13 protein-coding genes are annotated in these 18195 nt (G+C 65.7%); 11 read left to right on the top strand and 2 right to left on the bottom strand.

The window, feature by feature from the left end:
- Positions 1-32: 32 nt before the first annotated feature.
- The 9 genes from ON22_RS33615 to ON22_RS33655 all read left to right on the top strand — a co-directional run bounded on the left by ON22_RS33615 (position 33) and on the right by ON22_RS33655 (position 11160).
- A complete protein-coding gene (locus tag ON22_RS33615) occupies positions 33-1385 on the top strand; it encodes an NAD(P)/FAD-dependent oxidoreductase (RefSeq protein ID WP_197039737.1) in 1353 nt (450 codons plus the stop codon).
- Complete coding sequence (locus tag ON22_RS33620) at positions 1385-2692, top strand: oxygenase MpaB family protein (protein ID WP_063820702.1); 1308 nt, start codon at positions 1385-1387, stop codon at positions 2690-2692. The genes ON22_RS33615 and ON22_RS33620 overlap by 1 nt, the downstream gene beginning before the upstream one ends.
- Positions 2689-3780, top strand: a complete 1092-nt coding sequence (locus ON22_RS33625) for a polyprenyl synthetase family protein (RefSeq protein ID WP_081596034.1) — start codon at positions 2689-2691, stop codon at positions 3778-3780. Before ON22_RS33620 ends, ON22_RS33625 begins: the two co-directional genes overlap by 4 nt.
- A gap of 132 nt (positions 3781-3912) precedes the next feature.
- Positions 3913-4905 (top strand): terpene synthase family protein, encoded by a 993-nt coding sequence (locus ON22_RS33630; protein WP_033247166.1) that lies wholly within the window; start codon positions 3913-3915, stop codon positions 4903-4905.
- Positions 4902-5897 carry a 4-hydroxy-3-methylbut-2-enyl diphosphate reductase gene (ispH, locus tag ON22_RS33635; protein WP_033247165.1) on the top strand — a complete coding sequence of 332 codons (996 nt, stop codon included), beginning with the start codon at positions 4902-4904 and terminating at the stop codon, positions 5895-5897. Before ON22_RS33630 ends, ispH begins: the two co-directional genes overlap by 4 nt.
- Positions 5894-7738 (top strand): 1-deoxy-D-xylulose-5-phosphate synthase, encoded by a 1845-nt coding sequence (locus ON22_RS33640; RefSeq protein WP_033247164.1) that lies wholly within the window; start codon positions 5894-5896, stop codon positions 7736-7738. Before ispH ends, ON22_RS33640 begins: the two co-directional genes overlap by 4 nt.
- Positions 7735-8898 carry a flavodoxin-dependent (E)-4-hydroxy-3-methylbut-2-enyl-diphosphate synthase gene (gene ispG, locus ON22_RS33645; RefSeq protein WP_231508765.1) on the top strand — a complete coding sequence of 388 codons (1164 nt, stop codon included), beginning with the start codon at positions 7735-7737 and terminating at the stop codon, positions 8896-8898. Before ON22_RS33640 ends, ispG begins: the two co-directional genes overlap by 4 nt.
- A gap of 275 nt (positions 8899-9173) precedes the next feature.
- Positions 9174-10379, top strand: a complete 1206-nt coding sequence (locus ON22_RS33650; RefSeq protein WP_156052447.1) for a hypothetical protein — start codon at positions 9174-9176, stop codon at positions 10377-10379.
- The gene (locus tag ON22_RS33655; RefSeq protein ID WP_043740993.1) at positions 10360-11160 is read left to right on the top strand and encodes an acyl-CoA dehydrogenase family protein; all 801 of its coding nucleotides are present in this window, start codon (positions 10360-10362) and stop codon (positions 11158-11160) included. The genes ON22_RS33650 and ON22_RS33655 overlap by 20 nt, the downstream gene beginning before the upstream one ends.
- A 185-nt stretch (positions 11161-11345) precedes the next feature.
- Here the strand turns inward: ON22_RS33655 and ON22_RS37450 are convergent, their stop codons facing one another.
- Positions 11346-12068: a hypothetical protein gene (locus tag ON22_RS37450; protein WP_051158423.1), complete on the bottom strand. Its 723-nt coding sequence runs from the start codon at positions 12066-12068 to the stop codon at positions 11346-11348.
- A gap of 1694 nt (positions 12069-13762) precedes the next feature.
- On the bottom strand, positions 13763-14338 hold the full coding sequence (locus tag ON22_RS37100) for a hypothetical protein (RefSeq protein ID WP_156052445.1): 576 nt from the start codon (positions 14336-14338) through the stop codon (positions 13763-13765).
- 1383 nt (positions 14339-15721) lie between these two features.
- On the opposite strand from ON22_RS37100, the gene ON22_RS33665 reads away from it, so the two are divergent.
- Both ON22_RS33665 and ON22_RS33670 read left to right on the top strand, forming a co-directional pair.
- Positions 15722-16981 (top strand): cutinase family protein, encoded by a 1260-nt coding sequence (locus ON22_RS33665; protein ID WP_081596035.1) that lies wholly within the window; start codon positions 15722-15724, stop codon positions 16979-16981.
- Positions 16982-17118: 137 nt separating this feature from the next.
- Positions 17119-18081, top strand: coding sequence for a hypothetical protein (locus ON22_RS33670; RefSeq protein WP_156052444.1), 963 nt, complete (start codon positions 17119-17121; stop codon positions 18079-18081).
- The last annotated feature ends 114 nt before the right edge of the window (positions 18082-18195 follow it).

The raw sequence follows: 18195 nt of genomic DNA on the forward strand, positions 1-18195 counted from the left end.
AGCGTCTTACCGCAGCTGGGGCACGTGGGACCGTGGTTGTGATCGGTGGTGGTCTGGCCGGCATGCTCAACGCTTGGGCATTGCGGGGGCTGGCGAGCCGGGTGATCGTGATCGAACGCGATCACTACCCCGAGGCGCCACAGTTCCGGCCGGGAGTTCCACAGGCGCGCCACGCGCATCTTGTCCTGGAGGCGGGCCACCGCGCGTTGGAAGCGCTGCTGCCGGGTATCGGTGTCCAGCTGCAAGCCGCGGGGGCGACCACGGTGGCGATGTCGCGAGATCTTCGATGGCTCAGCTCGGCCGGGTGGATGGCCGAGCACGACAGTCGTCTCGGTTTCCTGTCGTGTACCAGGCCGGTGCTCGATCATGTGGTGCGTGCCCGGGTGCACGCCGAGGCTGGCGTCCAGCGCGTCGACGGCATGGATCTGGGTGTGCTCGACGGCACCGAAGTGCAGTTCTGGCAAGGCTTCGAGGTCGTTGGTTTGCTGGGGACACCGCACCAGCTGCGCGGTGTCCGGGTGCGCCGGCGGGGAGAAGGACAGAAGGAATCCCTCGTCGCGGCCAAGTGGGTGATCGACGCGTCCGGTCGGTCCACGCGGGTTCCCCGATGGCTGGACGAGCTCGGGTGCGCACCGCCGCCGACCTCGCAGATCAACCCCCAGGTCGCTTATCAATCTCGGATTGTGACGCGACCGCAGGCCGATCTCGGGTTCCGTGCCTTGTATTTGCAGACCCGGGCTCCTGATTCCCCGGTCACCGCTGCGCTTCTGCCGGTGGAGCCGGATAGGTGGCTGCTCTCCGTGGGCGTCATGAACAGTGGTGCGGAGGGCGCGAAACAGGGTTTCGACGCCATAGTGAGTCAGCTCCGCGATCCGATCGTGGCAGAGGTTCTTGCCCGCACCGAGCCGGTGAGCGATGTGTGGGGGTTCCGTCCCGGTGCGAGTGTGCGGCGCCGTTACGAACGCCGCGCGCCCGAAGGTCTGGTGGCGATCGGGGACGCCGCGTGCACGTTCAATCCAGTTTATGGACAGGGTTGCACTGTAGCGATCTTGGGCACGAACGCCTTGCGGGAGGCTGTTCTTCGGCAGGGAGGGATCAACGAGAAGGCGGCCCGGTCGGCGCGCCACCGGATTGCCGCGGTCGCGGCGCCTGCCTGGATGATCTCTTCCAGTGAGGATCTGAGGTTTCCTGCGACAATCGGCGGCTCGGCGAATGCCTTCACCCGCACGCAACACCACTATCTGGATCGCGTGCTGGCTGCATCGACCAGCGATACTCGTGTCACTGCGGCATTTCACGAGGTGATGTCGCTGGTTGCCCCTCCGACGAGGTTGTTCCGGCCGCAGATCCTGGGCCGGGTACTGCGGGGATCCGGGGTCCGCTGATGGCGATGGGCGATGGCCAGCGGCTTGCGGATCCGCCGTTGTTGAAGCAGTTCCCGTTCACGGTCGCGCTGCGCCGGTTCGGGGGCGATGTGCGGGCGAGCGCGGGGCAGCGCAGTGCCTTTCTGGACGCTGCGACGCGAACGGGTGATCCGGAGGCCGATGCGCTGGTGTCGATGTTTCGACGGCTCCCGGCCGGTGAAGGGCGGCGCCTGTTCGATGCGGCTGTGGATCACGGCATCACCGCGGTCGAGGACCCCTCGCCGGAATTGGTCGCATTTTTCGCCTCGGTCGATGCGGAGCCGTATTGGCTGGATCGCGGGCAACTCGACCTCGCTGCGCGGGCGGTCGGTCGCAGCGGTGTGGTCGGCGATATCGCGTTGTCGATGGGTGCGCTGCTGGGCGGCTATCTGGCGCACAGAGTAGCGAAAACCTTGGTCGGTACTCATGATTTGGAGCGGATGGCGCCGCGTCGGATCGCCGAGACCATGCATTGGTATGTCGAGGCGACCGCAGTGGGCGGTTTGTACCGGTTCGCGCCGGGGTTCCGGTCCACGCTGCGGGTTCGGTTGATGCATGCCATGGTGCGGGCGGGGATGAGCCGGCGACCGGACTGGGATTGGGATGGCTGGGAGCATCCGGTCAACCGAAGCCAGCTCGCCGGCACGATCACGTTTTTCGCGGTCGCGCAGATTTCGGGGGCTCAGGCGCTCGGACTGCACTACTCTGCGGAGGAGAAGGCCGCGATCTGCGCGTTCTTCCGTTACCTCGCTTATCTTCTCGGGATCGGCCCGGATCTGCTTGCGGCGACCGAGCGTGATTACTGGCGGTTGTTCTGGTTGCAGATCGACCACGAGTTCAGTGCGCCCGACCAGGATTCCGTCCGCCTGGCGCAGGCGCTCGTTCGCGCGATCGGGCCGGCCGTGGCCGGTGACGGCGCGGACGTCGCACATCGGGTCGCCCGCTGGGCTGCTACCGGCTTCCTCTGCGGATATGCACGACTGATCGTCGGAAAACCGAATGCCGATTTCCTCGGCCTCCCCGACAGCACAGCATTCCAGGCTCTGGTGGCCGCTACGGCGGCGACGCTGTCCACGGTGGAAGCGGTGCGGCGTGTCACGCCGGGCGCCACCCGACTGTGTGAGCACTACGGGCGGCGCAGCAGGGTGCGGTCGGTCGAGAAGATGATGGCCCGTCACTACGGCGATCACCGCTTTTCCCGCAGCGACCGGCACCTGCATGAGCACGACCGCCCAGTCCATTCACCGCCGAATCTGCGGCCGATCGCTGAGTCCTTGGAGATTTCATGACCATTACCCAGCCCTCCGACGCGCCACCGGCCGCGACACTGCAGACGAGTCCACTGCCGAATCCGGGCCCGCCGCAGGACGCGGACGCGCTTCTGCGGCGGGCGCGTCGCCTGGTCGCCCCGGCGCTGCGTGCGGCGGTCGATGCCTTGCCCGAACAGACCCGCGCGCTGGCCTCCTATCATTTCGGGTGGACCGACCTGGCCGGCAATCCCGATTCGGCGTCGTGGGGCAAGGGCGTGCGCACTGCGTTCGCTCTGGCGTGCGCCCGCGCTGTCGGCGGGAACGAAGTAGCGGCGGTGCCCGCTGCGGCGGCGGTGGAGCTGGTACACAACGCGAGCTTGATCCATGACGATTTGCTCGACGCCGACACACTACGCAGGCATCGGCCGGCGGTGTGGGCGGCGTCGGGTACCGCGGCCGCCGTCCTGCTCGGCGATGCGTTGTTCCACGCCGGGGTCCGCGCCCTGCACAGCGAGCCGGGCGAGCACACTACGGCCGCGACCTTGGTGTTGCTCGATGCTGTGCTCGAGCTGATCGAGGGCGAGAAGGCCGACACAGCATTCGAAACGCGACACGATGTGACGCTGGATGAATGCCTGACCATGGTGGAGGCGAAAACCGGTGCGTTGCTCGGTGCGGCGTGCGCGCTCGGCGCCCGCTATGGCGGAGTCACCGACCCGGACCGTCTCGACGCGTTGACCCGGTTCGGCCGTCACCTCGGCCTGGCCTACCAGGCAGTCGACGACTATCTGGGTATCTGGGGTGTGACGGAGGGGACCGGCAAACCTGTGCTGGCCGACCTGGTACGACGCAAGAAGTCGTTACCGGTCGTCTATGCCCTGAACACGGCCACGCCAGCGGCGGCCGAGCTCGCGGAGTTGTATTTCGGCGACGGGGATCTGTCCCCGTGCCATGTGCATCGTGCGGCGGAGCTGGTTGAACAGACCGGCGCCCGTGACTGGGTGCGTGAGTTCAGCCGCCGACACACCGCAACCGCGCACGAGTATCTGGCAGGTGCGCGACCGACTCCCGGCGGACTCGCCGACCTGTGTTCCCTGGTTCGCCTTGTCAGCGAACGCGACGCCTGACTGCCTGCTGGAGTTACTGTGACCTTCTTTCCCTCCCCATCGGCAACCGCCGCTCTCCATTCCTCCCCTAAGGGGCTGCCCCGAGAGATCGGTCTGTACTGCCCGTTTCCGGACAGTACGTATCCGGGTGATGTGGCGGCCCTCGACGAAGACGCGGTCGACTGGTGCCTGCGGCACCGGCTGTTCGAGCCGAATGACGTCTCGGTCCGGATGGGTTGCGGCTACGGGATCGCTCGTGCGTTGCCGTACGCGCCGGAATCGACCATCGCCGCTGCGACCCGCCACTTCTATTGGGGGGCAGCGTTCGACGACTATTGCGACACCCACCCCGATCCGGTGATGTTGGCCGCAGAGGTGGGGGAGTTGCACCGGGTGATGGACGCGGCGCCGGCCGCCGCCGGCCCAGGCGGAAACCGGTGGGTCGCGAGCCTGCGCGCGCTACGCCACGAGCTCGAGGCTGTGCTCACCGACGACGAGTTTGCGGTCTTCACCCACGCACACGCCGTGTGGCTCACCGGCCAACTCTGGTTCACCGCGTTGCAGCAGCGTCCCGCAGCCCCCCGGGTCGAGGAATGGCTCCGCATGCGGTGGGCGAAATCCGGGGTCGCCACCCTCGTACCATTCACAGGCTCGACCTGCGGAATCGGTGCACTCACTGCCCGCCACCGCAAGGATCCGGCGGTGCGCGCGTTCACCGAGTCGGTCATGATGTCGTGCGCCCTGCTCAACGATCTGGCCAGCGCCGCCAAAGAAATCGCGGCCGGCACCGCCGTCACCAACCTGCTGACCGTGCTGGCCGGGCCCGGCGGCACCACGGTGGATCCGGTGGCCGCGGTAGAGCTCTACGAGAGGATCGTGGTGCTGGCCTACAGGCTGCAGCAGCAGTTGCTGACCAATCACCGCCCAGAGGTGGCCCGCTACGCCCTCGAGCTACCGCGCTGGATCCCCGCGGGCATCGCCTGGGCCGCCACCACCGCCCGCTACCACGACCTACCTACTGCGGACACCGTCGAAAGCGTGGCGCCGCAGGTGAGCGTCACAGCCATCCCGACTGTGTGGGATCCCGACGACCCCACACCACCGCCGTATCCCGAAATTGCCTGGTGGTGGGAGCAAGTGCGATGAACCCTGAGCTGGTCGCCAGCGGCGCCGAGGCCGACGAGACGACGGTTTTGCTGGCGTCACCCCGGAGTTGGTGCGCTGGCGTGCGGATGGCGATCGAGACGGTCGAGCGCGCACTCGAGCAGGCAGGCGGCTCTCCGGTGTATGTCCGCCGCCAGATCGTGCACAACCGCACGGTGGTGGAGGATCTCGCGTCCCGGGGCGTCATTTTCGTCGATGAACTCGCATCGATTCCCGACGACGCGCACGAGGCGACGGTGGTGTTCTCCGCTCACGGTGTGTCACCGGCAGTGGCGACCGAGGCCGACCGACGCGGGCTGCGGGTGATCGACGCAACCTGTCCATTAGTGCGCAAGGTCCACGCCGAGGCGAGACGTTTCTCCGAGCAGGGCAAAACGATCGTGCTGATCGGCCACGCCGGTCATGAGGAAGCCGAGGGCACGATGGGTATTGCACCGGACTCCACTGTTCTTGTCGAGACCGTCGAGGACGTCGCCGGACTGGAGCTTGCTGCCGACGCCGAGGTCGCAGTCCTTACACAGACGACCCTGGCGGTCGATGAGACCACGGCAGTGGTCCATGCTCTACGCGAGCGCTTCCCGACGCTGGCACAGCCGCCGTCGGACGACATCTGCTACGCCACCACCAACCGTCAACAGTCCGCTATCTCGGTCGTGTCCGAAGCACAGGTTCTGCTGGTGATCGGGTCGGCCAACAGCAGCAATTCTCAACGCCTAGTGGAATTGGCGCGCCGCCACGACACCCCGGCATACCGCATCGACGGCCCGACAGACCTAGAGCCTGCGTGGCTGCGCGGTGTCACCACAGTCGGCATCACTGCCGGCGCCTCCACACCGCCGGACCTGGTCACACAGGTCGTCGCCGCGCTCCGAGAACGGGGCCCGGTGCGAGTGATCGAACGCGAAACCACGACGGAGAACATGCGATTCACCCTGCCTCGCCCCCGCCCTGCCCGCAAGGGCGGCCGGTCATGACAGCATCGACAGCCACTGACCGCGCGGGGATTCTCGACTCTCTGAGCGGCCCGCAGGATCTCGCCACGCTCGACGACGAGCAGACTCTGGCACTGGCCTGCGAGATTCGCGAACTGCTGATCACGACAGTGACCGCCACTGGCGGTCACCTCGGGGCGAGTTTGGGCACGGTCGAGCTGACACTGGCCGTGCACCGGGTTTTCCGGTCTCCGGAGGATGTCCTGATTTGGGATACCGGACACCAGGCGTACACACATAAACTGGTCACCGGCCGCCGGGCAGAATTCGACACCCTGCGGACCGCAGGCGGGCTGTCCGGATATCCCAGCCGCAGCGAGTCCAAGCACGACCAAGTCGAAAACTCTCACGCTTCGGTGAGTATCGCCTGGGCACATGGTGTGGCCAGGGCCTTGGCCCTGCGCGACGAGACCGCACGCCGCGTTGTTGCCGTCATCGGTGACGGCGCACTCACCGGCGGTGTCGCATGGGAGGGCCTGAACAACCTCGGGTCCTCCGACCTGCCCGTTGTCGTCATTGTCAACGACAACACCCTGTCTTACGACCCGACCGCCGGCGCGCTCGGCGCCCATCTGGCCCAGCTGCGGCGCGGCTACGGCCACGACAATCTGTTCGCCACGTTGGGGTTCGGCTACCTCGGCCCGGTCGACGGCCACGACGTCGCCGCCACCGAGCAGGCGTTGCGGCGCGCGGCCGCGCTCGGGACTCCTGTGGTGGTGCATGTGGAGACCGAGAAGGGCCGTGGGTACCCGCCGGCAGCTCAGTCTCCGGACCGGATGCATGCCTGTGGTGTGGTCGACGCCTCCACCGGGCGGCCGCGCAGCCCGAGTGCGCCGACGTGGACCGATGTGTTCGAGGCCGCGCTGGCGGAGGTAGCCGATTCCCTGCCCGGAGTGGTGGCCGCAACAGCGGCGATGCGGTTGCCGACCGGGCTGGGCACGATGTCGCGGGCCCATCCGCAGCGGGTGTTCGACTCCGGGATCGCCGAACAGCACTTGCTGGCCTCGGCCGCGGGTATGGCGGCTGCGGGCTTGCATCCCGTGGCAGCTCTGTACGCGACGTTCTTCGGACGAGCCGTGGACCAGGCGCTATATGACATCGGGTTACATCAACTGCCGGTCACGCTGGTCTTCGACCGTGCAGGGATCACCGGCCCGGACGGCCCCAGCCACCACGGGATCTACGACCTCGCGTTGCTGGGCTGTGTACCGGGGATGCAGGTGGCCTGCCCACGCGATCCTGCTCGGGTACGGGAGCTTTTGACCGAAGCCGTCACCTTGACCACGCCTTCCGCCCTGCGGTTCCCCAAATCCACTGCCGGAAAAGATATTGCGGCAGAGACCCGAATCGGCGGTATCGACATCCTCTACCGCAGCCCACAACGGCGCGACCACCCAGATGTTCTGCTCGTGGCTATCGGCGCGATGGCCGATGCATGTGTGGACGCGGCGACCCAGCTCACCGCCGAGGGTGTCGCGGTGACCGTGGCCGACCCCCGGTGGGTCCTGCCAATAAATCCGGCGTTGACAATGCTGGCCGGGCATCACCGTGCGGTGGTGTGTGTCGAAGACGGTGTGCGTAACGGCGGCATCGGTTCACGCCTTGCCAGCGCGATCTCCGAGCGGGACCTGCACTCGATCATGGTGCGGGCACTCGGAGTTCCGAACGCGTTCCTTCCACAGGGCACACGCTCACAATTGCTCGCCCACTATGGCCTGACCGGCGCCGGTATCGCGGCCGCTGCGCAGGCGCTGCTGATCCGGCAGGACCGAACCGGCCTGCCGGAGCCCGCGCTGTCTCCTGGGGGCTCACCATGCGCATGACCACCACACGACCGACCGATCTCCCCATCCCGACAATCCTGTCATCGACGGTGCGGCCGCGGCGACAGTGCCGCCAGCTGCGAGTGGGCCATGATTCACGCGCGGTGCTGGTCGGAGGCAATGCTCCGATATCAGTACAGTCGATGACGACCACCAAGACTCATGATGTGGATGCGACGCTGCAGCAGATCGCGCAGCTGACAGCTGCGGGCTGCGATATCGTGCGCGTCGCCTGCCCGCGGCAGAAAGACGCGGACGCGTTGACCGCGATCGCAGCCAAGTCACCGATCCCGGTGATCGCCGATATCCATTTTCAGCCACGCTATATCTTCGCCGCCATCGACGCCGGATGCGCTGCGGTGCGGGTGAACCCGGGAAACATCAAGGAATTCGACGGACGCGTAAAAGAGGTCGCGCGCGCGGCCGGCGCGGCCGGAATCCCGATCCGGATCGGCGTCAACGCCGGGTCCCTCGACCAGCGGATCATGGCCAAGCACGGCCGTGCCACGCCCGAAGCACTCGTCGAGTCGGCGCTATGGGAGGCCAGCCTTTTCGAAGAGCACGGATTCAGTGACTTGAAGCTTTCGGTCAAACACCACGATCCAGGGGTCGTGATCGATACTTACCGCCTGCTGGCCACGCGCTGCGACTACCCGCTGCACCTGGGAGTCACCGAGGCCGGACCGCTCCTACAGGGCACCACCAAATCCGCGGTGGCGTTCGGGGTGCTGCTCGCCGAAGGCATCGGCGACACCATCCGGGTATCGCTGTCGGCGCCACCGGTGGAGGAAGTCAAAGTCGGGACCCAGATCCTGACCGGCCTCGGCTTGCGTGAACGCCACCTCGAAATCGTCTCCTGCCCGAGCTGCGGCCGCTCCCAAGTCGATGTCTACACCCTCGCCGAGCGCGTGCAAGCAGCATTCGACGGGTTCCCGTCCCCGCTGCGCGTCGCCGTAATGGGCTGCGTGGTGAACGGACCGGGGGAGGCCAGCGCGGCCGATATCGGCGTCAGCTCCGGAAACGGCAAAGGCCAGATCTTCGTCCGGGGCGAAGTCGTACGGACCGTCCCGGAGAGCCAGATCGTCGACGCGCTCCTCGAAGAAGCAATGAAACTGGCCGACCGCGACACCGAATCCAAAACGCCCCAAGGTATGCCGTGACAGCTCCACTGGGCGGGAACGCACCGGGAAACCGGAGTGCACCGAACGGTTCCGGACGACGATCCGGCCATGGACTGACGCGAGCGCTGTCCGGGCAGCAGGCAACGCCGGTGCCGTCGCCAGTTCCGGTGCCGCAGACCAGTGGCACCGGAACCGACACGGCCGCGCCGACCGCGCACCGGTGGACCCATCGTGTCCGGAAACGGCGCCGGCGTCGGCCTTCCGAGCGATTCGCCGCCTACCTCGATCTGCCCAACCCGGGCGCAGACGGATCGATGGCCGGAGGAATCCACCCTGATCTCCCCTTGACCCTCTCGCCGCTGCGCGACGCCCTCGACGACGCGGCCGCCGCCGGGGTCGCGCCGCACCGGTACTCGGCGCTGTTGCATCACTACTGGCTGGTGATCGCCACCCGCAACGCCGACATCGACCTGGCGACCTGGGATCCACACCGCGGGCCCGCCGCCAATGCCTACACGTTCGACCAGGTGTACGTGAACTACCTGCGCCTGGCGCGAGAGAATCCGCACTATTGGTGGATTGGCATGGCCGGTCTCGCCGGCGCCCCGTTCGCGGGGGGCTGGGCCGATATCGGTGGCCTCGGCACCGTTGTCGGCCGCCCGCTGATCCGATGCGCGCTCGATGCCCTCGACGCTGTCGGCAGAGTGGTCCGGTCACCTGGGCCGTTCAGCATTCCTGCCGACATTCGCCTCACCCTGCGCCGCGCAGCAAATCTGACCTCCGCGGACCTCGAGTGGTACCAGAAACGTCTCTCGATCATGCAAAAACATATCTTCACCGACCTGGTGACCCAGCACGAGGCCTACCGCCTGGCGGGCATGTCGGGGATCGAGGAGATGTATCGGGCGGGGCTGATCGACGACAGTGCCCGCACAGCGTGGCACGGTATCGCCTCGGGCCGCATGCCCGGACTCGCGGACGCCTTGGTGCGGATGGCCGACCGGGAGCAAAACCAGATCATCGCCGACCAATGGGACGCCACCGCCGCCGGCCGCGACGGTCTGGGCCGTGTCATGACCTACGCCTCCACAGTCGTCGGCCGCCCGATCATTCCCGGTGTCCGCCCACCAGGGGTATTTGCTCCCACCACCCTCACCACCCGCCTCGGCGGGCGAATGCTGGCGCTGCGGATGCCGCTACCGGACTTCAATTGGGCCGATCGCATCGGGCGCTGGAACTACATCGCCGCCGACCTGATCCCCCGGCACGAAGAGATGGAACGACAACCGCACTACGCCGCCTCAGTCCTGCGAACCCCGTTTCCCGAGATCCTGGCTCGGGGACGGCTGGTCAACCGCCTCCCCGACCTGGCCTCCACCCTCACCGCCCACTGGCAAATCACCTGGACCGACTCCGCCCCGGCCCCGGGGGCCGGGCACTCGCATGGCCGGTCGCCCGCCGACGCCCCGCAGCACGAGCCTTCAGAAAGCAGGGAAAACGATGACGAACACGATCACTGACCAGGCCACCGTCACCGGCGTGGATCCGCTGCACTCAGTCACCGAAATGGCCGATCTGATCAGCGGCGCGGTCTCGGAATCAGTCGCTCTGCGCAGAGCACCGGACCACGTCATCGCCGAATTGCATGCACGCGGCATCACCCGGATCAGCTGGCCGCACAGTCAAGGAGGCGCGCAACTCTCGGTAACGCAGCAGGTGCAGGTACTCAAGGCCCTCGGCGAGCTCGACGGCTCGACCGCGTGGGTCACCGCGATCTATATCGCCATGCCCTATATGGTCCACCAATTCGGCCCGCACGTCTTCGACCGGTTCCTCGACAGCGACACCCCCTACTCGGCGGGAGTGTTCTCCGTGACCGGCACCGCAACCAGCGTCCCCGGCGGCTACCGCCTGACCGGAACCTGGCCGTTCTGCTCCGGACAACACCACGCCGGCTGGATCTTTGTCCCCGCGAACCCCGAGGACGGCGGCCCGCCGATCGCCGCGCTCATCCCGCGATCGGACTTCCAGCTCGCCGGCGCCTGGGACCTCACCGGACTCATCGGCACCGGATCCAACGCACTGTCACTCACCGACGTATTCGTGCCCGCCGACCACGTGATCTCGTTCCAGAACATCCTGGAAGGCAAGAACGTCGGTTCCGGCGTTCTGCCCCACTATTACGCGCAGCCCATCGTGCCGATAATCTGCGCCCACTCGGCCGGGCCTGCGGTCGGGATGCCTGCGACATCATCGAGAAAGCCTCCGGCGCCAGCGCCCGCCGCGAGGGCGACCCCTTGATGGCCATCCTGCGCGACATTCACGCCCTCAGCCTCCACGCATTGACACCGTCGCCGAGCAATTCGGAGAAGTCCTCGCGGGCAAAACACCGTCCTACCCGGTGTACTGACCGGTCCCGGACCGTACTCAGCGAACGGCGACACGTAGTTCACGCAGCCGTGTATGTGAAAGCCTCGGTGGTCGAGTCACGTGATTGCCACGGCTCCGAGTTCGTCCTGGAGTAAGGCCAGTGCGAGGAGGTCGTCTTCGCGGCTGTCGTCGAGGTCAAGGTCGGGGGGCAGTGGCGTGGAGGGCTGTGGTGGTCCGGTGGCGAGCTGAGCTGCCCAGATGGCTTCGTTCAGTTCGATGTCGACGTCCCAGGGTGCTGAGAGGACCGGGCTCGCGCGGGGGTCAACAGGATCGGGTAGGAGCCCGTATCGGATGTCCAGCCAGCGTCGCCAATCTCGTCGTTCGATCCTGTAGTGGGCGACGCGTTCGGCGCGCTCGAAATGCAGGCCGTGGTGGTGTGCGATGTCGTCGAGTGTGGTGTCACCCAGCGCCACCTCACCGCGGCCGCCTCGAAGGAGCCCGGCCTGTTTGAGCGCGGCCAGCGCGTCGTAGCCGGCGCGGGTGCCGATGTGGGCTGCGGCAAAGATATCCGCGGGTCGCGACAGCCCCCCGTAGGCCACGAGGTCGTAGATTAGGCGCTTGCTCAGGCCCAGGACACGCCATGCGTCGTGGATGGGAGCGACACGAAATCGTTCGATGTGTACTGCTGCTACTGCAACCTCCATGTCGTCATAGCGGCGCGCGGGAATGAGGCTGTACTGATCCGCCAGAACACCGGCCGCTCGCCGAATCCGGTGGATAGGAGACCCCGGCAGATCCCGGATGTGGGCGAGCACGTCAGCAATGGTGGTGACCGGCATCAGCCCAGCAAATAGACTCAACCCTCGGACTCCGACATCAACGAGGGGAGTCCCGTCGTTACCTACTACGCCCTGGCATTTGGCCCCGTAAGCAAGTGCTTGCAAGACAGCAGACACAGTCCAACGGTATGGCTGTCCAGGCCAAGTCATCTGAATCCACTCGATAGCGGATGCGAGCCACCGATCGTATACATCGACGACATGTGCGCGGTTTTTTTGACCGAGTTCCCTACGGGGGGGCGTGTGCCTTCTAGTGGTCTTGTGTCCGGGGGACCGCAATACCTGTATATGCAGTGAGACCCAGCGACACGCGTTGGCCCAGTCTTGGGCGAGCCGATCGCTGGCCCTGTTGCCGTATTTGGCTTGGTACGAGTCGTTGAGACCGGGCCATGCGTTGGCCCCGGTCCCTTTCATTCGTGCCTGGACGTCGCCGAGACACAGCCCGCGTAATGCGCTGGCCGTAAGTACTGCCTGCCGTGCTTCCGAAGGGCTTTGGTAGCGCCCGTCGGCCGGGAGGACACCGGTAACCGCGAACGAGCTGGGAGCCGCCGGCATCGCTGACGAAAGCTGCCAGTGCGGTCGTAGTCGTGCCTGAGCCGCTTCACGCTCCCAGAACTCGGGCGCCGAAGGCACGGGCGCGATATGCGCTGCGGCCTCACCTGTGTCTGAGGCCAGTGGCCGGTGAGGAAGCGTGTCGCCGAGCAGCGCTCGCATGCGCGCGACCAGCCGCGGCTCCGATCGCTTCTCGAACACGGCCACGGCGTCTTCGATCGCACCGTCGAGCTGACGGTGCGAGCCTTGGCGCGTGGCGGAGCCAGGAGGTGTTATCCCGCCGGTCGCGGCGTTGAGCATCGGTGCAAGGTCGAGCGTGGGAAGGCGTGCCGCAAGCAGGCGGAGCAAGGGCTCGATGTTGACCCGTCGGAACGCTTCCCCACTGGCCAGGGGCGTGATCACATGCCGACCACCATTGCTGGGGTTACGGTCTGAGATCCATCGCCCACCGCACTCGTCGAGCCAAGCACACAGACGTGCGACGTCACGCTCGGCGGACTCTGGGCCGTGGGCCTTGGTGTCGAAGTCGAAGACCAGTTTGTCGGTGCGGCGGCTCTTGTCGAAGATCGGCACAGCTGCCGGTCGCGACGGTGGACGTTTCGATAACCTACGCGCCCGGCTCGCCTTATTGGTTTCCGGGTCGATGAGCCTCATCGACGCTCGAGCGGCAATCCGGGGAGCGAGCTCCGCCCAGACCTGCGTGTCCGCAACAGAAGCGGAACTCCCAGGACCGCAGGTCGATCGTGACCGAATCGATACGTCGAGTGTGAGTTTTAGCTCATTGTCGGGGCTAGCTGCGGAAACGCTGCCGCCCTGACCAGCGAAAAGGTGTGAAACGTGCCCAGTAGCCTCCGAGCTTACTGGACCCATTTTTGGGTGTGCAGTATTATGGGACGTGGCATTTAACGGCTGTCCTATCAATTGCGGGACAGCGATGGGAGATGAGCTCCACACTCATCGACCTACATCGACAAATAGGGCCCCTCGACTTGCTCGGTCGGGGGGCCCTCTATCTGTCTTAGGCCCATTGCCGTCCATGTGTTGAGTTGTCAGCTACCCGGGGTGTCCGGGTCACACGTTCAGACCTTCAGATAGGTCTACCTCCTGGGTCGGTTGCGATCGCTGGATCGTGATTGGGCAAGCTACGAGGCCTCGGCAAGAGCCCTCTTCACGTCGTGGCGCCCAGTTAGAAGCAGACGCTCTCGCGGCGAAGCGCATCCGCCTTGACTCGAATCGATCATGTAACCGAGCCGCCGTGCCAAAAGCCTAGTGATCATCCTGTTTCTCGCCTGCTGGCCAGGTCCTGCAGGAATGTTTTCCTCGCGGGCCATCGCGGTCAGACGATTATGGACTTGGGTTGGCACCCTACATTTCAGCCACGACGTCGCAGCCGGATCCGGATCTGGACGGAAGGCTGTGGGATGTGGAATCTCGAACAGGATCATCGGAGAACCCACTTGCGGGTAGCCGGTCAGTTCTGCGAGAAGGCCGGAAACCACCTGGCTGAACGGTATTCCGTCCTTCACAGCCTGGGACAACATCAAAGCATCGACGATGACCTTCGGTGCTCGGTAGCGAATCTGCACCCGGTCGCCAAGGTGGGGTTGAGCCATGCGTGAAGTCAACCACGTACCTGGTACGTCCGCCACATCGACACGCCGTACCAGGTACGCGCAGCCAAGCGAAAATGTTCGCCAGGCAACGAATGGACTGCTCACACCAGGCTCTTTCCATGCACGGAGCCGCGTCATTCCACCGGGACTGTCAGCGGCGGATCGCCCCGTCGGCCGAGATGGGTTCACCGGGTATGCGCATCCGACTGCAGAAAATGTACGACCACATCGACTCAACACCTTCACTCGGCGAGAATCGGCAAACGCCGGGCACTTTGCTGGTGCACATCCCGATTCCGTGGTTCCCACGGTGGCCGCAACACCGCCGGCGGCGGCGTGTTCGTACAAGCACCCGCCGCGCATAAGCACCGCCGACGCCGACAGGTGTGCTGGATACGCTGGCGACACGGGCATTTCCTCCCTCCTGAGACTGGCTCATCGGGTCCCAACCAGAGGCCGCGAAACCCGACTTTCACGGTGCCGGTAGTTTGCAACCCCGCGCTCATGGAGCCATAGGGAACCAGGTCCGTTTGCGGTTCAACCCTAGTCGCAAGTCAACTCCCTTATTTCCCATATCTTTTGGGAATGGTTTCTCGCAAACGGTCTTGTGATCGGCACTTCAGTGTGCTATTCCGCCCGGTCGCCTGACGATTCCGCCCCGACGACCGACCGCACGCGACGATCGCTGAGGCGGGCCGCCTGGCGTCACCAGGAGGTGCCTGCGGCCCCTCATTGGCGCCGGGTGGTCCCGATGCGACGACTTGGCCCAATGACTGGGAATGCCCCATGGCGTTGTGAATACAGAAGTCGCCTTCGCAGTGTGGATGGGAGGTGTGCCGAAAATTCTCATTAAGCGCGGGGATTTTCTGGGCAAAATCCGACTCATGATGCGACTTTCCGTGCATATCCTCAGTGATCGTGGGAGTCCGATTCGTTGACACTACGCGTCCGCTCGACGAATGTTATACGCAGTTCCGATTCGTCCTCCGAGGGCGATTCTGGATCTGGGCAACCAAAGTGAGAATGAGGGGATCTGCACCGAAAATTTGGTTCCTGAACGGCGTATTCATCGGTGCGCCTTACAGGGAGGATCCGTATTCTTCTTCGTCGGGTTGCCGAGGGTGGGGCGTTGTTAAGCAGCTAGTTCGCGTACTTCTCCGCTGCCCACATTCGAGTCGGTGCGCGACATCGGGCACCTTTATGGAAGGGAAGTGAATGTTATGGATCCGGTAGGCATCATTATCACTGGCGCGAACCTCGCATCGGCGGTTCTGAATTTCGTCTACGCAGCCATTCCGCTTGTCGTGTCCCTCCTGCCCTGACGCAGGGGCGGGTAGTTGCTTCGGTTGCTGCGGGGCTCTTTTTGCCGAGTTCTCGCAGCAACTGAAGCATTTTCTCGGGGGGCCATGACGCCTCTGCCAGAAACTTCCATTTCGTTCTTGCGCTCCGTTTGTCGGAGTTCTGGCTCAGTGAGGATCAGTTCAAATCATGCAGGGTTGTCGTTTGCGCAGGAATTTCCGTCGGTTGGGGTGGCGGGGTGCTGTCTGCGCAGTCGCAGCGGCTGGGTTGTTCCCAATTTCGGCCGCTACCGCTCACGCCGGGGTGCCGGATCCGATTCGCGGTGGGTGCCCTGGTTTGGTGGTTTTGGGCGTTCAGGGGACTTCGGAGTCCTCACCTACTGCCGACGCTTTTACCGATAGCGGGATGCTGGCGCATGTTTTCGTTCCTATGCTCGCTACGGGCGTGTCGATCGAGCGTGCTTATGTCCCGTATCCGGCCAGTTTCGGCGGTGCGCCGCTCACCGGTTCCGGGGTGACGCCGTTTGCCGATTCCGTGGCAGCGGGCCGGGTCAATCTGGATCAGATGGCCGCGTCGGCGGCCACTCAGTGCCCGCACTCGGATCTCGCGGTCGCGGGTTTCAGCGGCGGTGCCGCGGTGGTCAGTAGTTTCGCTGAGGCGGTCGGTTCTGGATATGGCCCGGTGTCGGCCGACCGTATCGCGGGTGTTGCGCTGATCAGCAACCCTGTTCGCCGTGCCGGCAGCGGGTCCGTTCCCGGGCGGGCAGGCCAGATCGCGCCGAGTCCGGCACCGGGTACCTCGGGAGCGGCGGTCGGGCAGATTCGGCTCGGTCCGGTGCCTGCGAGCGGTGGTATCGCCGACACTGGAATCGATTTCGGGGCGTTGAGTGGCCGGGTCGCTGAGTTCTGCTTGCCCGGCGACTTGGCTTGTGACGCACCCGGAAATGCGGCCGCGCTGCACTTGGCCGCCGCGATCGCGGCTCAGGCTGACTTGCGTGACCCGATCGCCGCGCTCAACTCGCTACTCGGAGTTCTCACCACCACGCTCGGGCAAGCCCGCTCCACGATCATTCTTGAGGATTTCCAGATTCATGGCGGTCAGGTGAATTATGTGCCAGCCCGCAGCGCGTCGCAGCGGATCGCTGCTGCCGCGGATCCTCGCGTGCCGGATCCGGGACCGCAGGATATCCACGCCGCAGCGGTGAAGGAGGGCCAGATCGTCGCGGCCATTACCGGCGATCCCTTCGGGCAGCTGCCTCGTGTGCTCGGGCAGCTGGGTGCGGCGATTGCGCAGAACTTCGCCGACAACGCCGGTTTGCTCGATCCGGCCGTGCTGGGCCGCTACATCAATCTCGTCGCCAGCCACGCCGGCTACGCGACGGGGGGGCAAACACAACAGGTCGCCGACTGGTTCGCGGCGTTGTCCCACGACCTCGGAGGCAACCCGTGACTTCCTCGACACGGAGGTTTCGACACTGGTGTGGCAGCCGCCGGCAGTTGTAGCCGATCAGTGTCAGCGCCACTCACGGCTCCCGGGGCCGCGGACAGGGCAGCTGAGTCGATCCCGGGGCAAGAAAGGCAGACGCCATGAATGATCCGAATCAGCAGCCCTCACCCGCACCGACTGGGCCTGCCGACCGAAGCGCGGCGGCCGCGCCGATCAACCGCAGGCCATCGAGGCCGGTGCTCGCCTCGATGGCCAGTTGCGGTGGCGAGGTCGTTCTGGAGCGGGACCGGTTGCGGCTCTTGGTGCGTGCTGCGGCAACTGTCAGCCTCACCGAGGCCGAGTTCGTTCGCCGAGTACGCCGCGTTGGAGTGACGATGTGGCCGGCGAGCTACCATCACGACCGCGCCGTGGTGAGTCGCTACGCGTTGGAGGCGACACCCGGATCTGGGCGAACTCACCACGGTACCGACCTCGATGCCGATCTGGCGCTTTCGGTGCTGCGTGACGACTGGGCCAAGAACGTGCAGGCGCGGCAACAGGCTACGAGGGAGTGGCGGGGGTTGCGGAAGGCAGGGCTCCTCGACCGCGAGGTCATGGTCCTGCGGGATCAGGTGGTCTGGCGGCGGATGTTCGAGGACGCGGGCACATTCAACGACTATCTGCGCTCGCTCGATGTTTCCCAGCGCACTCCGTGGGCGTGGGCGTCCGGACGCGTGGCAGGTGTTCTGGCCCTCTGGGCGATTCGACAACAGGGCACCGAACCAGCGCGGGCATTGCAGGCCGCGGCGCTGGAGCTGGCACGGTCGGCACAGACCGACGTTCGCGCCGGACGCTCGCCCATCGATGCCCCCTCGACGTGCGGCACGGTCGCCAGCGGGCTGGCACACCTCGAGATCAGCGCGCAGGGCGATCCCACGCGCGAATCGTTGCTGTTGCTGATCCAAATCGTTGCCGCGATGGACGATATCGCCAAGGCACACCGCCGCCGAGGTGAGCTGACCGAATCGATCGCCGTCAACGAAAGCACGGAGCCCTTGGCGCGGTGGTCCCGGGAGTTGCATCGCCGCGCCGGAAACGGAGGGATGAGCGATGGACAGCTCTGAGCCGCACACCGCAGGCGAGACCCCCCTGGTCCATACGAGCGGGCGTGGTCAGGCCATTCGTCTTTCTGAGCTGCTCGCCCTCTGCGCTGGTGACGCCACAAGGGCGCTGTGTCC

Origin of the sequence: Nocardia carnea NBRC 14403 (assembly GCF_000308515.1) — a bacterium.
Lineage (GTDB): Bacteria > Actinomycetota > Actinomycetes > Mycobacteriales > Mycobacteriaceae > Nocardia > Nocardia carnea.